The sequence below is a fragment of the Bacillus sp. 0909A genome (assembly GCF_036765115.1).
GTDB classification, from domain to species: Bacteria; Bacillota; Bacilli; order Bacillales; family Bacillaceae; genus Bacillus; species Bacillus mojavensis.
In genome coordinates, this window is record NZ_JBAIZU010000008.1 from 1 (window position 1) to 15,144 (window position 15,144).

The window sequence follows — 15,144 nt, forward strand, 5'->3', positions numbered from 1 at the left end:
CATTTCTGCTTAACGAAGCAGCTTTATTACTATAACATTCAGCTTCTTTTAAGTCAACACCTTTTTTAAAAGGTTAATGAAGCTTTTATTTGTTGTCAGCTGTTCATCAGCGACGAATAATAATATAACATAGTTATTATCAAGAGGTCAATAACTAAATTAATCTGGTTTTAAAGAGACTTTTATTCAGTTATATTCATTTGGCCAGGCACATAAGATGTAACACAAGAATGATGGACAAGATAAGGAGGCATCATCAGTGAATCACTTCTATGTGTGGCACATAAAACGTGTTAAACAATTGATTATTATACTTATCGCCGCATTTGCTGCAGCCAGCTTTTTTTATATTCAAAGAGCTGTGCCGCTCCCTGTGTTTTCGACTGACAGCGGACCAAAAGCCATTTATAAAGGAGAAACAGATTCAAAAGACATTGCTCTTACCTTTGATATCAGCTGGGGCGATAAAAAAGCCGAGCCTATCCTTAATACCCTGAAAGCCAACGGCATCAAAAACGCGACATTTTTTCTTTCCGCTTCTTGGGCCGAACGCCACCCGGACACGGTGGCTCGCATTGTAAAGGACGGCCATCAAATAGGGAGTATGGGTTATGCTTATAAAAACTATGCAAATCTAGAGGATAGTGAAATAAAAAAGGACATTAATCGTGCGCAGACCGCCTTTGAAAAATTAGGAATTAAAGACATACGGCTATTAAGACCTCCTACCGGTCAGTTCAATAAAAATGTCCTATCAATCGCAAAGCAGTATAACTATACAGTCGTTCACTATAGTGTGAATTCCCATGACTGGACGAATCCAGGTGTTGAAAAAATCGTCAATAATGTAAACCGTCAAGTTTCAGGAGGAGACATTATTCTTTTACATGCCTCAGACTCAGCTAAACAAACAGAAGAAGCCCTGCCGGAGATTATCCAACATATAAGAGAAAAAGGCTTAAAAAATGTTAACGTGGGAGATCTCATAGCAAACACAGATGCTAAATCCGCCGAGGTAAAATAAATCATTTCGCTGCAAACTTCGGCAGCATCAGTAATTGAAAAGCATTACACGCCATTAACGGAAAAAGCATTAAGTAAAGCCAGTCCTCATCATTTACTCTGAGCGCAGGAAACCATTCCAATGCAGTGATCACAACCATTAAAAATAAAGATGACACAAACGTTTTCTTTGAGGACTGCTTTTGTTTTATATACGCGGTTAGCAAACCGAAGATCAATAAAAATAACGGCAGCCAAGCATAGCCAGCCATTGATTCTCCGCTATCTCCAAAAAATAAAAACCGCACGTACATTAAATCAAAAGCGACAAACAGGATCAAAAACAGCTGCAGTAAATTCCATAAAGATGAAGATCTTAATATTTCGAGAGCAAACCGGTGGACTGTTAAAAACACGAAAAAGCCCATTTGACTGATGACACTAAAAATCATGCCGACACCGATAAACCAAAATAAAACAGAGAAAATCTGGCCCGCTTCAAGATTTAAAAACAGCTCCTTATACTCCCCCCATTTTAAAGCAAAACCCACAATACTCGTGATAACCGCTCCGACAGCTAAAATAGAAAAGAAAAAACGAACTAAGCCACGGCTTTTCATTTCTTTATTCAACCCCTCAAAAATCGCACATCGCGATATTTTGTTATGTATAATTCCAACCGGATGAATCATATTAAAAGTAAGATAAGTATGTGAAAGGAGCTTAAGCATGTCAAAAGCCAAAACGCTATTGATGGGCTGTTTTTTGATATTATCTGTAACAGCTTGCGCTCCAAAAGACCAAGCAGCGGATATGGATTATGATCAGACCAAAAAAATGGTTGTTGATATATTAAAAACAGATGATGGAAAGAAAGCAATTAAGGAATTATTGAACGATGATGCGATGAATGAAGCACTGGTGATTGATCAGGATGCCATTAAAGGAACAATAGAAAAAACACTCACCTCTAAAAAAGGTGTGGATTTTTGGAAAAACATCTTTGAAGACACTGAATTTGCGGAAAGCTTTGCTAAAACCCTTCAAACAGAGCATGAAAAAGTAATTAAAAAGCTGATGAAGGATCCGGATTATCAGAAGATGCTTATGAGTGTTATGCAAGACCCGGGAATGAATAAAAAATACAGCGAATTGGCAAAAAGCCAAGAATTCCGCAGTTATTTAGAACAAGTAATAACCGAAACACTTTCTAGTCCGCTTTACAAAAAACAGTTTGAAGATGAACTGAAAAAAGCAGCAGCAGAAACCGCTAAAGAAGGTGAGTAAAGGGGAGCCGGGATCAAAAAATCCCGGTTCGCCTTTTTATATTTGCACTTCCATTTTTTCAACAACTTTTTTTGCAATGTCATGATATATTTCACCGATAGGATGGCTTTCGTCATAAACAGACGGAGCAAATTGGTCTTTATCCCAGTCAGGCTGTTTCAACGGTATTCTGCCGAGCAAAGGCACTTTAAGCTCCTCAGCAAGTCTATCTCCGCCACCTTTGCCAAAGACATATTCTCTTTCCCCAGTCTTTGCACTTTCATAATAAGCCATGTTCTCTATGACGCCAACGACCTCATGATCTGTTTTAATAGCCATAGATCCCGCTCTGGCCGCAACAAAGGCAGCAGTCGGGTGCGGCGTTGACACGATAATTTCTTTACTGCTTGGAAGCATCGTATGTACATCAAGTGCAACGTCCCCTGTTCCAGGCGGAAGATCAAGAACGATATAGTCTACTTCTCCCCATTCTACTTCGTGGAAAAAGTTATTGAGCATCTTGCCCAGCATCGGGCCTCTCCAGACGACAGGAGCATTTTCTTCAACGAAGAAGCCCATCGACATGACTTTTACCCCGAAGCGTTCAACAGGGAGCAGCTTGTCTCCTTCAATTGTTGGACGCACTGTAATGCCCATCATATCCGGCACACTAAAGCCATAGATATCCGCGTCAATTAAACCGACCTTTTTCCCAAGCCGAGCCAGAGAAATAGCAAGGTTCACTGACACAGTTGATTTGCCTACTCCGCCTTTTCCGCTTGCTACAGCAAGGAAGACCGGCGGGTTATCCATAGTTAACAATGTTTTTTTCTCAGTTGACGGCGCCCGAAATTTCGCAACTGTTTCTTCAGGCAGCTCTTCAAATCGAAGGCCTACCGTCTCAGCGCCTGCCCCTTTTAAGACGTTTACGATTTCTTGCTGAACCTGCATTTGTTCTGCTGTCCCGGTTTTTGCAAGAGCCACCTTCACACTGACATGCCGTTTTTCAGGCTTTATTTTTACTTCCTTAACGGCATCCAATTCTCCCAGAGGTCTTTGAAGAAAAGGTTCGCGCATTTCACCGACTAGTTTTCTTACTTCATCTTCTCTTATCATCGAACCTCACCCTTTTGTGTATTCGTTTACAAACAGTATTATATCATACATAAACAGCGGGTGTCTTATGCTTAGAACCATGAGAAAACCCTCCTTTACTCCGGAGGGTCGCCTTTTTCTGTAAAGTATCTCAATATTCCTTTATATATGGAAGATGCCACTTTGTCCTGATATTTTGGTTTTCCCAGCATCTTAGCTTCGCCAGGATTGGATAAAAAACCGACTTCTACAAGCGCACCTGGTTTTGTGACGTTTTGCATTAAGTAAATTCCATGGATTCGCTTTGCTTTTCGGGTTGTATTCTCTAGGTTTATTCTCAACTCATCCTGAATGTATTTTGCAATTTTCTCGTTTTCCTCGTATTTTCCGTAATAAAAGCTTTGGGCTCCGCTCCATTTTTGTGACGGGATTGCATTAAGATGGATGCTAAGGTAGAGCTCAGCCTCTGAGTTGTTAATTAATTTCACTCGCTGTCTTAAGTCTTCCCCTTTTCGCTTACTATAGCCTCTTGTCCCTTCAGGAGCTAGATCGGTGTCACTTTCTCTAGTCATCACCACTAGTGCCCCTTGTTCCTGAAGATAATCCCTGACTCTGAAGGCCACCTCCAAAGTTATATCCTTCTCTAACAGCTTGCCGCCCACTGCTCCTCCGTCCGGCCCGCCATGACCTGGATCAAGGTAAATAATTTTTCCGCTCAAAGGCAGACTCCACGGATTCCAAGAATCGCTATTGTTGAATTGATACTTGAATAGAAACAGTAATACGATAAAGCCTAGCATAAAACTGAGCCATTTAAGCTTTTTCCTCATCCCTTCCCCTCCCGCTTGTCCGTTATTACATAAGTATGGGACAGGGTTGGGAAATATGATTAACGCATACGAAGCTTACATTGTTTTTCTCTTTGGACAAACCCTTCTGTCCACCAATCTTTGATGAATTTTCGCGCTGCTTCATATACTGTGTTTTTATCAAATGTTGAGTATTGCTCATGTGTCCAATGATAAAGATATTCAAAAAACTCCATACGAAGCTCTTCTTCTTCCCTTGCAGAGCGGGCACTAACACTTTGCATAGATTCTCCATAATACCCGAAAACCCCAAAACGCCCGCCTAACAAATAGGCTTCTATCGCAAAATCAATACAGCCTTCAGTCATAACGTCCCTTTCATCCTGCAAAAATGGAAATAATGGAGTAAGACAGGCCTTTACAGACTGAATGATTTGTCTAAGTGAGAGTTCTTTAAGCAAGTTTTTTTCTAATTCAAAATCCTTTTGCCGTTTCACATCCATAAAAGACAGTACCTCTGCCATACAAATTCACTCTCCTTTTACCGGTTATTTTGAGGTTTGGGAGGTGAAACCATGCCCGAATACGGTTGGAAATTCCCCCAAATGAAGGTGTTGATAACTTGAACATCTAAAAAAAGCAGCTTTCTGCGGGGGAGGGAACATGAGTTCGCTTGCAAGTGCAGAGGCATCATAATAATAAAAAGCAGCTCCCTCTAATAGGTCGCTGCCTTCATACTTTAATGCTTCTTGTTGCAGAATATGTATTAATGTATTGATCCAGTACAAAACCGCCTTTATCTTCATAAAAACCAGTGAAGATAAAACCGGCGTCGAGCTGTCCCTTCATTTGGTCTTCTAAGGAATGCCCGAATTCCAGCGCTTCATTATTTTCAATCAGCTTTTTCACCTTATGTTTTGGAAGATCTTCTGAGTCGGCGTATGGAATGGAGTGCTTTACTTTTAGAACGCCCTGCTCTTCTAATTCAATGTCAAACAGAAAAACAACTGGATTAACAAACCCTGAGATTAAAGTGCCATTTCTTTTCAGCACGCGGTGCGCTTCTTTCCAGACCGGCAGGATATTTTCAACAAAAACATTGGCAACTGGGTGTACGATAAAGTCAAATGATTCATTTTCAAATTGACTGAGATCATCCATACTTCCTTTAACGGTACGTATGGTCAAGCCGTCGCGATCAGCAACCATTCTGTCCTGCTCCAGCTGCTGTTCTGAGTTATCTAAGACTGTGACATCCGCTCCGGCTGCCGCCAAAACCGGGGCCTGCTGTCCGCCTCCTGAGGCCAAACAAAGCACCTTCAAGCCTTTTACAGGAGGAAACCAATCCTTTGGCACATTTTTAATAGGGGTTAACCTGATATCCCAAATCCCTCTTTTTGCTTGTTCAATGACATGCCGCTCTACAGCAACAGTCCATTCATTGCCTGTTTCTACTTTTTGATCCCAGGCTTTGCTATTATGATCTACTAACGCATTCATGAATCGTTCTCCTTACTTTAATGTTTAGAGTATAACAAATATTTCTATATTGATACCGCTTTCCCTTTGCATATCCAGAAAAAAATTCATAAAACCGCAATAAATTCACAAAGGAGATGTGTGATTTTATGGCTAGTGAATATAATATCACTTTTTCAAATCAAATTAATGGTAGAGCACTTGGTGCCGGCATTACGCTTTGCATTGTCCTATGGCATTTGACACTTTTGTAAGAATGCCTATGATGTAATAGGCCCTTTGTTAAACAAGGTTCTGTATTTCCAACAACGAAGGAAAATCTTTCAGTTTTGATTACAAGCGATAAATGTATATACCATTTGCCAAGGACTTTTGAATATACAGAACTCATCGTCCGTTTACAGGCACTCAAAATAGATCATTAAGCATTGAATTGAAAAAGTGATGCCTTTTGTGCTGGGAACTGTTAAAAGCATACACGATTGCGAAACCTTGTGAGAAAGACCATCAATGAAAAAGGGTCATTTTAATAGCCAAAAACAGATGCCTGTTTCATCACTTCTGCTTTTATTCTGAAAAGAAAAGAAAATAAAAAAAAGCCCCCAACCCATGGTTGAGAGCTTTGAAACGTAAAATTAACGTTTTGAGAACTGAGGTGCACGACGAGCGCCTTTAAGACCGTATTTTTTACGTTCTTTCATACGAGCGTCACGAGTCAGAAGACCTGCACGTTTAAGTGTTGCACGGTATTCTGGATCTGCTTCAAGCAAAGCACGAGCGATACCATGACGGATTGCTCCAGCTTGACCAGATAAGCCGCCTCCATGTACGTTTACTAAAACATCATAAGTGCCAGCTGTTTCAGTCAAAGTTAATGGTTGTTTGATATCTTCGATTAGAGCTGGAGATGGGATGTGCTCGCTGATTTCACGATTATTAACGACGATACGACCTTCTCCTGGAACTAAGCGCACACGCGCTACAGAACTTTTACGACGGCCAGTACCGTAATATTGAACCTGTGCCAAATTGGTAACCTCCTTTTTAATTAACCGCGAAGTTCGTAAACTTCAGGTTTTTGTGCTTCATGTGGATGCTCAGAACCACGGTATACGTTCAATTTCTTGAACATTTGACGACCTAGAGAACCTTTTGGAAGCATGCCTTTGATAGCAAGCTCAAGCATTTTCTCAGGGTAGTTTGTACGCATTTCAAGAGCAGTTCTTGATTTTAATCCGCCTGGATGTTGAGTGTGACGGTAGTAGATTTTGTCAGTTAACTTTTTACCAGTTAACTCGATTTTCTCAGCGTTGATGATGATCACATGATCTCCTGTATCAACGTGTGGTGTGTAAGTTGGTTTGTGTTTTCCGCGAAGGATAGCTGCAACTTCTGAAGAAAGACGGCCTAAAGTCTTGCCAGCAGCATCAACAACTAACCACTTGCGTTCAATAGTACTTGCGTTAGCCATAGGTGTTGTACGCATTGAATTTCCCTCCTAAATGATCTGTCATTTTCAATAAACTTCGATTACGTTCTATTTCACAACACAATAAGTTCCGGGGCTTATCGTGGGGTTGAAATACATACCATATGATATCTTATAACTTTATGCAGACTCTGTCAAGAAAATATTATACACCTGGTTTAGTTGTCATAGTAAACGTTCCATAAGTACAGTCCGTGTCCCGGTGCTGTGCGCCCTGCTGCTTCGCGGTCTTTCGCTTCCAGCATGGATTTCACATCATCGGGAGAAATTTTTCCAATACCTGCATCCAGCAAAGTACCCGCAATAATTCTGACCATATTATATAGGAAACCGCTGCCTGTGATCCGCATTTGCAGGCCGTCATCAGTCTCAGTCCAGTCGAGTTCGTAAATCGTTCTCACTTTGTCCTGCACTTCCGTTTTAGCCGCACAAAAGCTTGTAAAATCATGTGTTCCTAAAAGATGCTTTGCCGCTTCTCTCATGTTCTGCACATTGAGGCGATATGAAAAATGGTAAGCGTAATGCCGTTTAAATACGTCCGGGTGTTTCTCCGTGTATACAAAGTAGCGATATTCCTTTTTAACTGCGCTAAATCGTGCATGGAACCCATCATCCGCAATTTCTGCCGTTTTGACTGCAATATCATCCGGAAGCAGTGCATTTAAAGCATACGGCCATCTCTCAGCCGGAATAGAGAGCGGTGTATCAAAATGAATCACCTGTCCAGCCGCGTGAACCCCGCTGTCCGTCCGTCCAGAGGAAACGACAGGGATTCTGTCTTTTGACTTATGCAGCACAGCCAGCGCCTTCTCAAGCTCATCCTGAACCGTCCTTTTCCCCGGCTGTACTTGATATCCATTAAACAAATGTCCGTCATAAGAAATCGTGCATTTCAGTCTCATAAAGCACCTCTAAGCCCTTAAGAAAAATAACAGAGCAGCCAATATGAACAAGCTGACGATGACAGAAGTATCCTTTGCCGTCCATACAAGCTTTCTGTATTTAGTGCGTCCCTCTCCGCCTTGATAGCCTCTTGCTTCCATTGCAACCGCAAGCTCTTCAGCACGCTTAAACGCACTGACAAAGAGAGGGACTAGCAGAGGCACAATTGCCTTCACTCTGTCTTTAAGCGGTCCGCTTGTAAAATCAACGCCACGCGCCATCTGTGCCTTCATAATCTTATCTGTCTCCTCCATCAAGGTTGGGATAAACCGCAAAGAGATCGACATCATAAGAGCCAGCTCGTGAACAGGAAGCTTTAATTTTTTAAATGGGTTGAGCAGCCGTTCCATACCATCGGTAATCTCAATAGGTGTTGTTGTCAGCGTTAATAGAGTGGTCATTAAAATCAGATAGACGAACCTAAGGGAAATGAAAATCCCTTGTACCAAACCGCCCTCATAGATCTTGAAAAAGCCAAGTTCAAAAATAACCGGCCCTTCATGTGTCATGAAAATATGGAGCAGGAACGTAAAAAGAATAATCCAGATGATAGGCCTTAGCCCTTTCATCAAAAAGGAAAAAGGAACCCTTGTTAAAGAAACAATGCCTGCTGTAAATAAACCAAGCAGCACATATGTCTGCACATTATTGGCTAGGAAAACGATACAGACAAACAAAAAGATCGTAACCAGTTTTGTTCGTGGATCAAGCCGGTGCACAAGTGAAGAACCCGGCACATACTTGCCGATAATCATGCTGTCCATCATAAGCTCTTTTCCCCCTGAAAAAGAGCACGGATTTCAGTAGCGGCATCTTCTATTGTGAGCAGAGGCTCTTTAAATCTGACACCAAGTGCGGCTTCCAGCTGCCTTTGGAATTTAATCGTTTCCGGAAGATCCAGCCCCCAGCCGGCCATCTCTTCCCCTTTTGAGAACAAGTCTCGCGGACTGCCTGATGCCTGGATAGTTCCTTTATGCATCACGATCATTTCATCAGCATAGGCAGCCGCATCCTCCATGCTGTGGGTGACAAGAATTGTCGTCAGGTTTCCCCGTTGGTGGAGCTCATAAAACATGTCCATGATCTCTTTTCGCCCTCTTGGATCCAGTCCTGCTGTCGGTTCATCAAGAACGAGCACTTCAGGATCCATTGCAAGCACCCCGGCGATTGCAACCCTGCGCATTTGCCCTCCGCTTAATTCAAAAGGTGATCTATCCAGGAGCTCTTCAGATAAACCTACAAGCTTCAGCATCTCTCTCGCTTTTTGTTCAGCGTCTTCCTTTTTCACACCAAAGTTCATCGGTCCAAATGAAATATCTTTGAGAACTGTTTCTTCAAATAATTGATGTTCGGGGAATTGGAAAACGATTCCGACTTTTTTTCGGAGGGCTTTAAGGTCTTTATTCTTTTTTCCTGCCTGTATAACAGTACTGCCTAATGAAATATGCCCTTTTGTAGGCTTCAGGAGACCATTCAGGTGCTGAAGAAGAGTGGATTTACCGGAGCCTGTATGCCCTATTACGGCCACATAGCTGCCTTCCTTAATCGATGCATTGATATCATACAGGGCAAGGCGCTCAAACGGCGTCTTTATCTGATAGCGATGCTCTACATCTTTGATTGTAATGTCCATAGCTCGTTCACCAGCCCTTCCTGAGTCAAATGATTTTCTTCCAAAGCCAGTCCATTTTCTCTTAAGAGCTGGCTGAGCTGGAATGAGAAGGGTAAATCAAGCCCGATTCGAACAAGTTCCTTATTCAATTTGAAAATTTCTTCAGGCGTACCCTCGGCATATTTCTTACCGCCATTCATGACAATGATTCTGTCAGCTTTTGCAGCTTCATTCAGATCATGTGTAATCGAGATGACAGTTGCCATACCTTGCTCTTTTAAGTGTCTTACTGTTTCAAGCACTTCTTCTCGCCCGATCGGGTCAAGCATGGATGTTGCTTCATCTAAGATAATAATATCAGGACGTGCGGCAATAATCCCTGCTATCGCAACTCTCTGCTTTTGGCCTCCGGAGAGATGGTGCGGCTCTTGATCAAGAAAATCCTGCATGTTGACCTGTTTGACAGCCCAATCTACTCTCTCAATCATTTCTTCCCGCGGTACACCATTGTTTTCTAAACCAAAAGCCACATCATCGCGAACTGTCGTTCCGACAAATTGGTTATCCGGATTTTGAAAGACCATACCAATCTTCTTACGCACTTCCCACACTGACTCCTCTGTCAGTTGAATCCCAGCAACCTTTATGTCGCCTGATTCAGGAAGGATTAAACCATTCAATGCCCGGGCCAGTGTTGATTTCCCTGAACCGTTATGACCTACAATTGCAAGCCATTCACCCTCATACACCTGCAGGGAGACGCTATCTAGCGCTCGTCTTTCTGCGTCTTTCCGATATCGAAAAACGATATCCTCTACCGATATCAACTGATTTTGATTCACGGACAACCGGCCTCCTCTCAGCTCATACTCTGCTTGTCTCTCTATTGAAAAAGTTGAAGTATCTAAAAAAAGGGCATAGATCCAGTTAGAAACTGTCCCGCCCTTCTTTAGATACACAAAAATATGTGATTAAACCAATTCGATAATTGCCATTGGTGCTCCGTCACCACGGCGAGGACCAAGCTTCATAATACGTGTGTATCCACCTTGGCGCTCCTCGTAACGAGTTGCAATGTCAGAGAATAATTTTTGAAGTGCATCTTGGTTATTTTCTTCGTTAGCAACCTCGTTGCGGATGTATGCAGCAGCTTGACGGCGAGCGTGAAGATCACCGCGTTTGCCAAGCGTGATCATTTTTTCAACTACAGAGCGAAGTTCTTTCGCACGTGTTTCAGTTGTTTCGATTCTTTCATTGATGATCAAATCAGTTGTAAGATCACGAAGCATAGCCTTACGCTGTGCACTCGTACGTCCTAGTTTTCTGTATGACATGTGATGTCCCCTCCTTTATTGGAATGCTTTTTCTGAATTATAAACACACGAAAATCCTAGTTCACAAGGGAAACTAGTCAATCGTCTTTGCGAAGTCCGAGTCCAAGTTCTTCTAGTTTCGCTTTCACTTCTTCAAGTGATTTGCGTCCTAGATTACGAACTTTCATCATATCTTCTTCCGTCTTGTTCGCAAGCTCTTGAACCGTGTTGATACCCGCACGCTTTAAGCAGTTGTAAGAACGAACAGAAAGATCTAGTTCTTCAATCGTCATTTCAAGAACTTTCTCTTTTTGATCTTCTTCTTTTTCAACCATGATTTCAGCATGCTGAGCTTCGTCAGTTAAACCAACGAATATATTAAGGTGTTCAGTTAAAATCTTTGAACCAAGCGCAATTGCTTCTTTTGGTCCAGTGCTTCCATCAGTCCAAACATCAAGTGTAAGTTTGTCATAGTTTGCAACCTGGCCTACACGAGTGTTCTCTACTTGATAAGATACACGAGAAACTGGCGTATAGATTGAATCGATCGGAATCACGCCGATAGGCTGATCGTCTCTTTTGTTTGCGTCGGCAGGCGTATACCCACGTCCTCTTTGAGCAGTAAGGCGAACTCGGAAACTCGCATTCTCACCCAGAGTCGCGATATGAAGATCAGGATTTAAGATCTCTACATCACTATCGTGTGTAATATCAGCTGCTGTTACAGTTCCATCACCCTGTACATCAATTTCTAGCGTCTTCTCTTCATCAGAGTAGATTTTCAATGCAAGCTTTTTAATGTTTAAGATAATCGTTGTAACATCTTCCACAACGCCTTCAATTGTCGAGAATTCGTGCAGTACACCATCTATCTGGATTGATGTTACAGCGGCACCAGGGAGTGAGGATAAGAGGATACGACGTAAGGAGTTACCCAGAGTTGTACCATATCCACGCTCAAGTGGCTCTACGACAAACTTACCAAATTTGGCATCGTCGCTGATTTCAACCGTTTCGATTTTTGGTTTTTCAATCTCGATCATTACTTAAAACCCTCCTTCAAAACGTCGAAACCTCGAATAGAATCATATGAGATTCCATCCGAAATTCCCCATTGTTTAGTCCCGTATGTGCTCAGGCAACGAGTCGGTGCATTCGTTTAATAAATAACTGTATCATAACCCATTATTGACAGGGACACAAAATCTATACAAACAAATTACACGCGGCGACGTTTTGGTGGACGGCATCCGTTATGAGGAACAGGAGTTACGTCTCTGATAGCAGTGACTTCTAATCCAGCAGCTTGAAGCGCACGGATAGCAGCTTCACGACCTGAACCAGGGCCTTTAACAGTAACCTCAAGAGTTTTAAGTCCATGTTCGATTGAACCTTTAGCAGCTGTTTCTGCAGCCATTTGCGCAGCAAAAGGAGTAGATTTACGAGAACCTCTGAATCCTAGAGCTCCGGCACTAGACCAAGAAAGAGCATTACCATGAGTGTCAGTGATCGTAACGATCGTGTTATTGAAAGTTGAACGAATATGAGCAATTCCAGACTCAATATTCTTTTTCACGCGACGTTTACGCGTGTTAGATTTACGAGCAGCAGCCATTGTTTAGGTACCTCCCTTACTTATTTTTTCTTGTTAGCTACAGTACGACGCGGACCTTTACGAGTACGCGCATTGTTTTTAGAGTTTTGTCCGCGAACAGGCAAACCTCTGCGATGGCGGATTCCGCGGTAGCTTCCGATTTCGATCAGACGCTTAATGTTAAGAGAAACTTCACGGCGAAGGTCACCTTCTACTTTCAGTTTGTCAATAACATCACGGATTTTACCAAGTTCTTCTTCAGTAAGATCACGCACACGAGTATCTTCTGAAACACCAGCCTCTTTCAAGACTTGCTGAGCCGTTGTGCGGCCAATTCCGAAGACATATGTTAAAGAAATAACAACACGTTTGTCACGTGGGATATCTACACCAGCAATACGAGCCATTCTCTGGGCACCTCCTTATAAATTATCCTTGTTTTTGTTTATGCTTTGGATTTTCACAGATCACCATTACTTTTCCTTTTCTGCGAATAACTTTACATTTTTCGCAGATTGGTTTAACTGATGGTCTCACTTTCATGTGTTTCCAACCTCCTTCAGTTTCCGGAGTGCTTATTTGTAACGGTACGTAATCCTGCCACGAGTTAAGTCATATGGAGATAATTCTACCGTAACTTTGTCTCCAGGTAAAATGCGAATGAAGTGCATGCGGATTTTACCAGATACGTGAGCCAAAACAGTGTGTCCATTTTCGAGTTCAACTTTGAACATCGCGTTTGGCAATGTTTCAACTATCGTACCTTCCACTTCAATTACATCGTCTTTCGCCATTCAAGTGTTCTCCCTTCTTCAAATCAGTAACTTGCTTTCTGACAAATTTCAAAAGAGAAAATCTCAGTTTTCCGTTTGTCACACGCCCTGTTTCGTTTATACTGTTCTGAACTTCCGGAGATACGCAATCATAAAGGGTTAAATGATTGATATTCTTTTTCTTAGGAGAATGAAATGTACGCTTTTCTCCGTCTGCTATTAGTACATGATGATTAACAATTCCACCGAAAACAGCAAGATGAATTCGTTCCTGCCAATGTTAAACCGAACCTTCTGCCCTATCAAGCCGGAAAAACATCTGCTTTCGGAATAATGTTATCATCTAGACTTTTGTCAGTATATCAAAACCCGTTTCCGTAATCGCAATTGTATGTTCAAAATGAGCACACTTTTTCCCATCTACCGTTACAACCGTCCAGTTATCAGCCAAAGTTTTCACATAGCGGCTGCCAGCGTTCACCATAGGTTCAATAGCGAGAACCATGCCAGGTTTGAGTCGTGGTCCTTTGTTGGGCGGACCGTAATGAGGGATTTGCGGGTCCTCATGCAAGTCTTGACCAACACCATGTCCGACATACTCCCTAACAACTGAAAACTGCTCATTTTCGACATACGTTTGTATTGCGTGGGAAATATTCGACAAACGTTCACCTGGTTTTGCTTCCTGCAAGCCTTTATATAAAGATTCCTCTGTCACTTCCAGAAGTTTTTTATCATCATCGCTGATGGTTCCTACCGGATATGTCCATGCAGAGTCACCATGATAACCATTTAATTTAGCACCGATATCAATACTGATGATGTCACCGTCACGCAGCACCCTGCTGCCAGGAATACCGTGAACGAGTTCTTCATTCACTGATACGCAAATGCTCCCGCGAAACCCATTATACCCCTTAAAAGATGGGATTGCACCCTGCTTCTTAATAAAACGTTCGGCAATTTGATCCAATTCTTTTGTCGAGATTCCTGGTTTAATGTGCTTTTTTAACTCTTCGTGAGTCAAAGCCACGATTCGCCCTGCTTCCCGCATGATACCAAGTTCACGAGGGGTTTTACAGATAATCATTTTTTTAATCCTCCAAGAAGATCCTTCACATCTGCATAAACGTCTTGAATGTCCTGCTGGCCATTCACGTTTACAAGATAACCTTTCTCAGAATAGAAATCGAGTAAAGGCTGAGTCTGCTTCATGTTTACCTCAAGCCGTTTAGAGACTGTTTCCTCATTATCATCTGCCCGTTGATAGAGTTCGCCTCCGTCTTTATCACAAACACCCAGCGTTTTCGGCGGATTAAAGACTAAATGATAGGTTGTGCCGCAAACACTGCAAATTCTGCGTCCAGTCAGACGTTCCATTAAAGAATCTTTATCAACTTTAATGTTAATGACATAATCAATCGGCTTGCCGTATTCTTCAAGAATTTCTTCAAGAGCTTCGGCTTGAGCGACTGTTCGCGGAAATCCGTCCAGAAGAAAACCTCTTTCACAATCATCTTTGCCAAGTCTTTCTTTGACAATTCCAATTGTGACTTCGTCAGGTACGAGCTCTCCCTTATCAATATAAGATTTTGCTTCGAGTCCGAGTGATGTTTCCTCTTTCATAGCAGCCCGGAACATATCTCCTGTTGAGATGTGAGGTATTCCATAATCCTCAACAATTCGTTCGCCCTGTGTACCTTTACCGGCACCAGGAAGCCCCATTAAGACTAAGTTCATTCGGATTTCCCCCGTCCTCTCTTAATTAAG

The 15,144-nt window shown here is 42.2% G+C and carries 21 protein-coding genes and 1 pseudogene; 2 read left to right on the forward strand and 20 right to left on the reverse strand.

The genetic code is table 11. From position 1 onward, the window contains the following. Positions 1 to 259 precede the first annotated feature (259 nt). The gene (gene pdaB / locus V6D42_RS19355) at positions 260 to 1,024 is read left to right on the forward strand and encodes a polysaccharide deacetylase family sporulation protein PdaB (protein ID WP_333514319.1); all 765 of its coding nucleotides are present in this window, start codon (positions 260 to 262) and stop codon (positions 1,022 to 1,024) included. Position 1,025: 1 nt separating this feature from the next. On the opposite strand, the gene kbaA is transcribed toward pdaB, so the two are convergent. After that, the gene (gene kbaA / locus V6D42_RS19360; RefSeq protein WP_333514320.1) at positions 1,026 to 1,622 is read right to left on the reverse strand and encodes a KinB-signaling pathway activation protein; all 597 of its coding nucleotides are present in this window, start codon (positions 1,620 to 1,622) and stop codon (positions 1,026 to 1,028) included. A 109-nt stretch (positions 1,623 to 1,731) separates the two neighbouring features. On the opposite strand from kbaA, the gene gerD reads away from it, so the two are divergent. After that, positions 1,732 to 2,289: a spore germination lipoprotein GerD gene (gene gerD / locus V6D42_RS19365; RefSeq protein ID WP_268447476.1), complete on the forward strand. Its 558-nt coding sequence runs from the start codon at positions 1,732 to 1,734 to the stop codon at positions 2,287 to 2,289. Positions 2,290 to 2,325: 36 nt separating this feature from the next. Here gerD and salA read toward each other — a convergent pair whose 3' ends face one another. From salA to V6D42_RS19460, 19 genes and pseudogenes are all read right to left on the reverse strand, one after another. Beyond that, the gene (salA, locus tag V6D42_RS19370; RefSeq protein ID WP_333514321.1) at positions 2,326 to 3,384 is read right to left on the reverse strand and encodes an iron-sulfur carrier protein/transcriptional regulator SalA; all 1,059 of its coding nucleotides are present in this window, start codon (positions 3,382 to 3,384) and stop codon (positions 2,326 to 2,328) included. Between the two features lie 95 nt (positions 3,385 to 3,479). After that, a complete protein-coding gene (gene cwlD / locus V6D42_RS19375; RefSeq protein WP_333514322.1) occupies positions 3,480 to 4,193 on the reverse strand; it encodes an N-acetylmuramoyl-L-alanine amidase CwlD in 714 nt (237 codons plus the stop codon). 59 nt (positions 4,194 to 4,252) lie between these two features. Further along, positions 4,253 to 4,696 carry a YbaK family protein gene (locus V6D42_RS19380; protein WP_010332789.1) on the reverse strand — a complete coding sequence of 148 codons (444 nt, stop codon included), beginning with the start codon at positions 4,694 to 4,696 and terminating at the stop codon, positions 4,253 to 4,255. 208 nt (positions 4,697 to 4,904) lie between these two features. Further along, the gene (locus V6D42_RS19385) at positions 4,905 to 5,672 is read right to left on the reverse strand and encodes a class I SAM-dependent methyltransferase (protein WP_333514323.1); all 768 of its coding nucleotides are present in this window, start codon (positions 5,670 to 5,672) and stop codon (positions 4,905 to 4,907) included. 614 nt (positions 5,673 to 6,286) lie between these two features. After that, positions 6,287 to 6,679 carry a 30S ribosomal protein S9 gene (rpsI, locus tag V6D42_RS19390; RefSeq protein WP_003225846.1) on the reverse strand — a complete coding sequence of 131 codons (393 nt, stop codon included), beginning with the start codon at positions 6,677 to 6,679 and terminating at the stop codon, positions 6,287 to 6,289. Positions 6,680 to 6,699: 20 nt separating this feature from the next. Further along, positions 6,700 to 7,137, reverse strand: coding sequence for a 50S ribosomal protein L13 (gene rplM, locus V6D42_RS19395; RefSeq protein WP_003241966.1), 438 nt, complete (start codon positions 7,135 to 7,137; stop codon positions 6,700 to 6,702). A gap of 161 nt (positions 7,138 to 7,298) precedes the next feature. Further along, entirely contained in the window at positions 7,299 to 8,042 is a 744-nt protein-coding gene (gene truA / locus V6D42_RS19400) for a tRNA pseudouridine(38-40) synthase TruA (protein ID WP_268447478.1), read from the reverse strand. Between the two features lie 9 nt (positions 8,043 to 8,051). Beyond that, positions 8,052 to 8,849 (reverse strand): energy-coupling factor transporter transmembrane component T family protein, encoded by a 798-nt coding sequence (locus V6D42_RS19405; protein ID WP_333514324.1) that lies wholly within the window; start codon positions 8,847 to 8,849, stop codon positions 8,052 to 8,054. After that, positions 8,846 to 9,715, reverse strand: coding sequence for an energy-coupling factor ABC transporter ATP-binding protein (locus V6D42_RS19410; protein ID WP_333514325.1), 870 nt, complete (start codon positions 9,713 to 9,715; stop codon positions 8,846 to 8,848). Before V6D42_RS19410 ends, V6D42_RS19405 begins: the two co-directional genes overlap by 4 nt. Beyond that, positions 9,691 to 10,536, reverse strand: coding sequence for an energy-coupling factor ABC transporter ATP-binding protein (locus tag V6D42_RS19415; protein WP_010332784.1), 846 nt, complete (start codon positions 10,534 to 10,536; stop codon positions 9,691 to 9,693). The genes V6D42_RS19410 and V6D42_RS19415 overlap by 25 nt, the downstream gene beginning before the upstream one ends. Positions 10,537 to 10,665: 129 nt before the next feature. After that, positions 10,666 to 11,028, reverse strand: a complete 363-nt coding sequence (gene rplQ, locus V6D42_RS19420) for a 50S ribosomal protein L17 (RefSeq protein ID WP_003225836.1) — start codon at positions 11,026 to 11,028, stop codon at positions 10,666 to 10,668. A gap of 77 nt (positions 11,029 to 11,105) precedes the next feature. Then, positions 11,106 to 12,050 (reverse strand): DNA-directed RNA polymerase subunit alpha, encoded by a 945-nt coding sequence (locus V6D42_RS19425; protein WP_010332783.1) that lies wholly within the window; start codon positions 12,048 to 12,050, stop codon positions 11,106 to 11,108. 176 nt (positions 12,051 to 12,226) lie between these two features. Next, complete coding sequence (gene rpsK / locus V6D42_RS19430; protein WP_010332782.1) at positions 12,227 to 12,622, reverse strand: 30S ribosomal protein S11; 396 nt, start codon at positions 12,620 to 12,622, stop codon at positions 12,227 to 12,229. A 20-nt stretch (positions 12,623 to 12,642) separates the two neighbouring features. Further along, on the reverse strand, positions 12,643 to 13,008 hold the full coding sequence (gene rpsM, locus V6D42_RS19435; RefSeq protein WP_003156545.1) for a 30S ribosomal protein S13: 366 nt from the start codon (positions 13,006 to 13,008) through the stop codon (positions 12,643 to 12,645). A gap of 22 nt (positions 13,009 to 13,030) precedes the next feature. Next, a complete protein-coding gene (gene rpmJ, locus V6D42_RS19440; protein WP_003156543.1) occupies positions 13,031 to 13,144 on the reverse strand; it encodes a 50S ribosomal protein L36 in 114 nt (37 codons plus the stop codon). A gap of 32 nt (positions 13,145 to 13,176) precedes the next feature. Then, a complete protein-coding gene (gene infA / locus V6D42_RS19445) occupies positions 13,177 to 13,395 on the reverse strand; it encodes a translation initiation factor IF-1 (RefSeq protein WP_003156508.1) in 219 nt (72 codons plus the stop codon). After that, a pseudogene (locus V6D42_RS19450) lies at positions 13,373 to 13,653 on the reverse strand (KOW domain-containing RNA-binding protein). The gene infA and the pseudogene V6D42_RS19450 overlap by 23 nt, the downstream one beginning before the upstream one ends. A 64-nt stretch (positions 13,654 to 13,717) precedes the next feature. Further along, positions 13,718 to 14,464, reverse strand: coding sequence for a type I methionyl aminopeptidase (gene map, locus V6D42_RS19455; RefSeq protein WP_010332781.1), 747 nt, complete (start codon positions 14,462 to 14,464; stop codon positions 13,718 to 13,720). Then, positions 14,461 to 15,114 carry an adenylate kinase gene (locus V6D42_RS19460; protein ID WP_333514326.1) on the reverse strand — a complete coding sequence of 218 codons (654 nt, stop codon included), beginning with the start codon at positions 15,112 to 15,114 and terminating at the stop codon, positions 14,461 to 14,463. Before V6D42_RS19460 ends, map begins: the two co-directional genes overlap by 4 nt. Positions 15,115 to 15,144 lie beyond the last annotated feature (30 nt).

Coding starts and splice junctions, on each gene's coding strand:
- kbaA (WP_333514320.1), bottom strand. CDS start 1,622: ATGAAAAGCCGTGGCTTAGTTCGTTTTTTCTTTTCTATTTTAGCTGTC.
- gerD (WP_268447476.1), top strand. CDS start 1,732: ATGTCAAAAGCCAAAACGCTATTGATGGGCTGTTTTTTGATATTATCT.
- salA (WP_333514321.1), bottom strand. CDS start 3,384: ATGATAAGAGAAGATGAAGTAAGAAAACTAGTCGGTGAAATGCGCGAA.
- cwlD (WP_333514322.1), bottom strand. CDS start 4,193: ATGAGGAAAAAGCTTAAATGGCTCAGTTTTATGCTAGGCTTTATCGTA.
- V6D42_RS19380 (WP_010332789.1), bottom strand. CDS start 4,696: ATGGCAGAGGTACTGTCTTTTATGGATGTGAAACGGCAAAAGGATTTT.
- V6D42_RS19385 (WP_333514323.1), bottom strand. CDS start 5,672: ATGAATGCGTTAGTAGATCATAATAGCAAAGCCTGGGATCAAAAAGTA.
- rplM (WP_003241966.1), bottom strand. CDS start 7,137: ATGCGTACAACACCTATGGCTAACGCAAGTACTATTGAACGCAAGTGG.
- truA (WP_268447478.1), bottom strand. CDS start 8,042: ATGAGACTGAAATGCACGATTTCTTATGACGGACATTTGTTTAATGGA.
- V6D42_RS19405 (WP_333514324.1), bottom strand. CDS start 8,849: ATGATGGACAGCATGATTATCGGCAAGTATGTGCCGGGTTCTTCACTT.
- V6D42_RS19410 (WP_333514325.1), bottom strand. CDS start 9,715: ATGGACATTACAATCAAAGATGTAGAGCATCGCTATCAGATAAAGACG.
- rplQ (WP_003225836.1), bottom strand. CDS start 11,028: ATGTCATACAGAAAACTAGGACGTACGAGTGCACAGCGTAAGGCTATG.
- V6D42_RS19425 (WP_010332783.1), bottom strand. CDS start 12,050: ATGATCGAGATTGAAAAACCAAAAATCGAAACGGTTGAAATCAGCGAC.
- rpsK (WP_010332782.1), bottom strand. CDS start 12,622: ATGGCTGCTGCTCGTAAATCTAACACGCGTAAACGTCGCGTGAAAAAG.
- rpsM (WP_003156545.1), bottom strand. CDS start 13,008: ATGGCTCGTATTGCTGGTGTAGATATCCCACGTGACAAACGTGTTGTT.
- rpmJ (WP_003156543.1), bottom strand. CDS start 13,144: ATGAAAGTGAGACCATCAGTTAAACCAATCTGCGAAAAATGTAAAGTT.
- infA (WP_003156508.1), bottom strand. CDS start 13,395: ATGGCGAAAGACGATGTAATTGAAGTGGAAGGTACGATAGTTGAAACA.
- map (WP_010332781.1), bottom strand. CDS start 14,464: ATGATTATCTGTAAAACCCCTCGTGAACTTGGTATCATGCGGGAAGCA.
- V6D42_RS19460 (WP_333514326.1), bottom strand. CDS start 15,114: ATGAACTTAGTCTTAATGGGGCTTCCTGGTGCCGGTAAAGGTACACAG.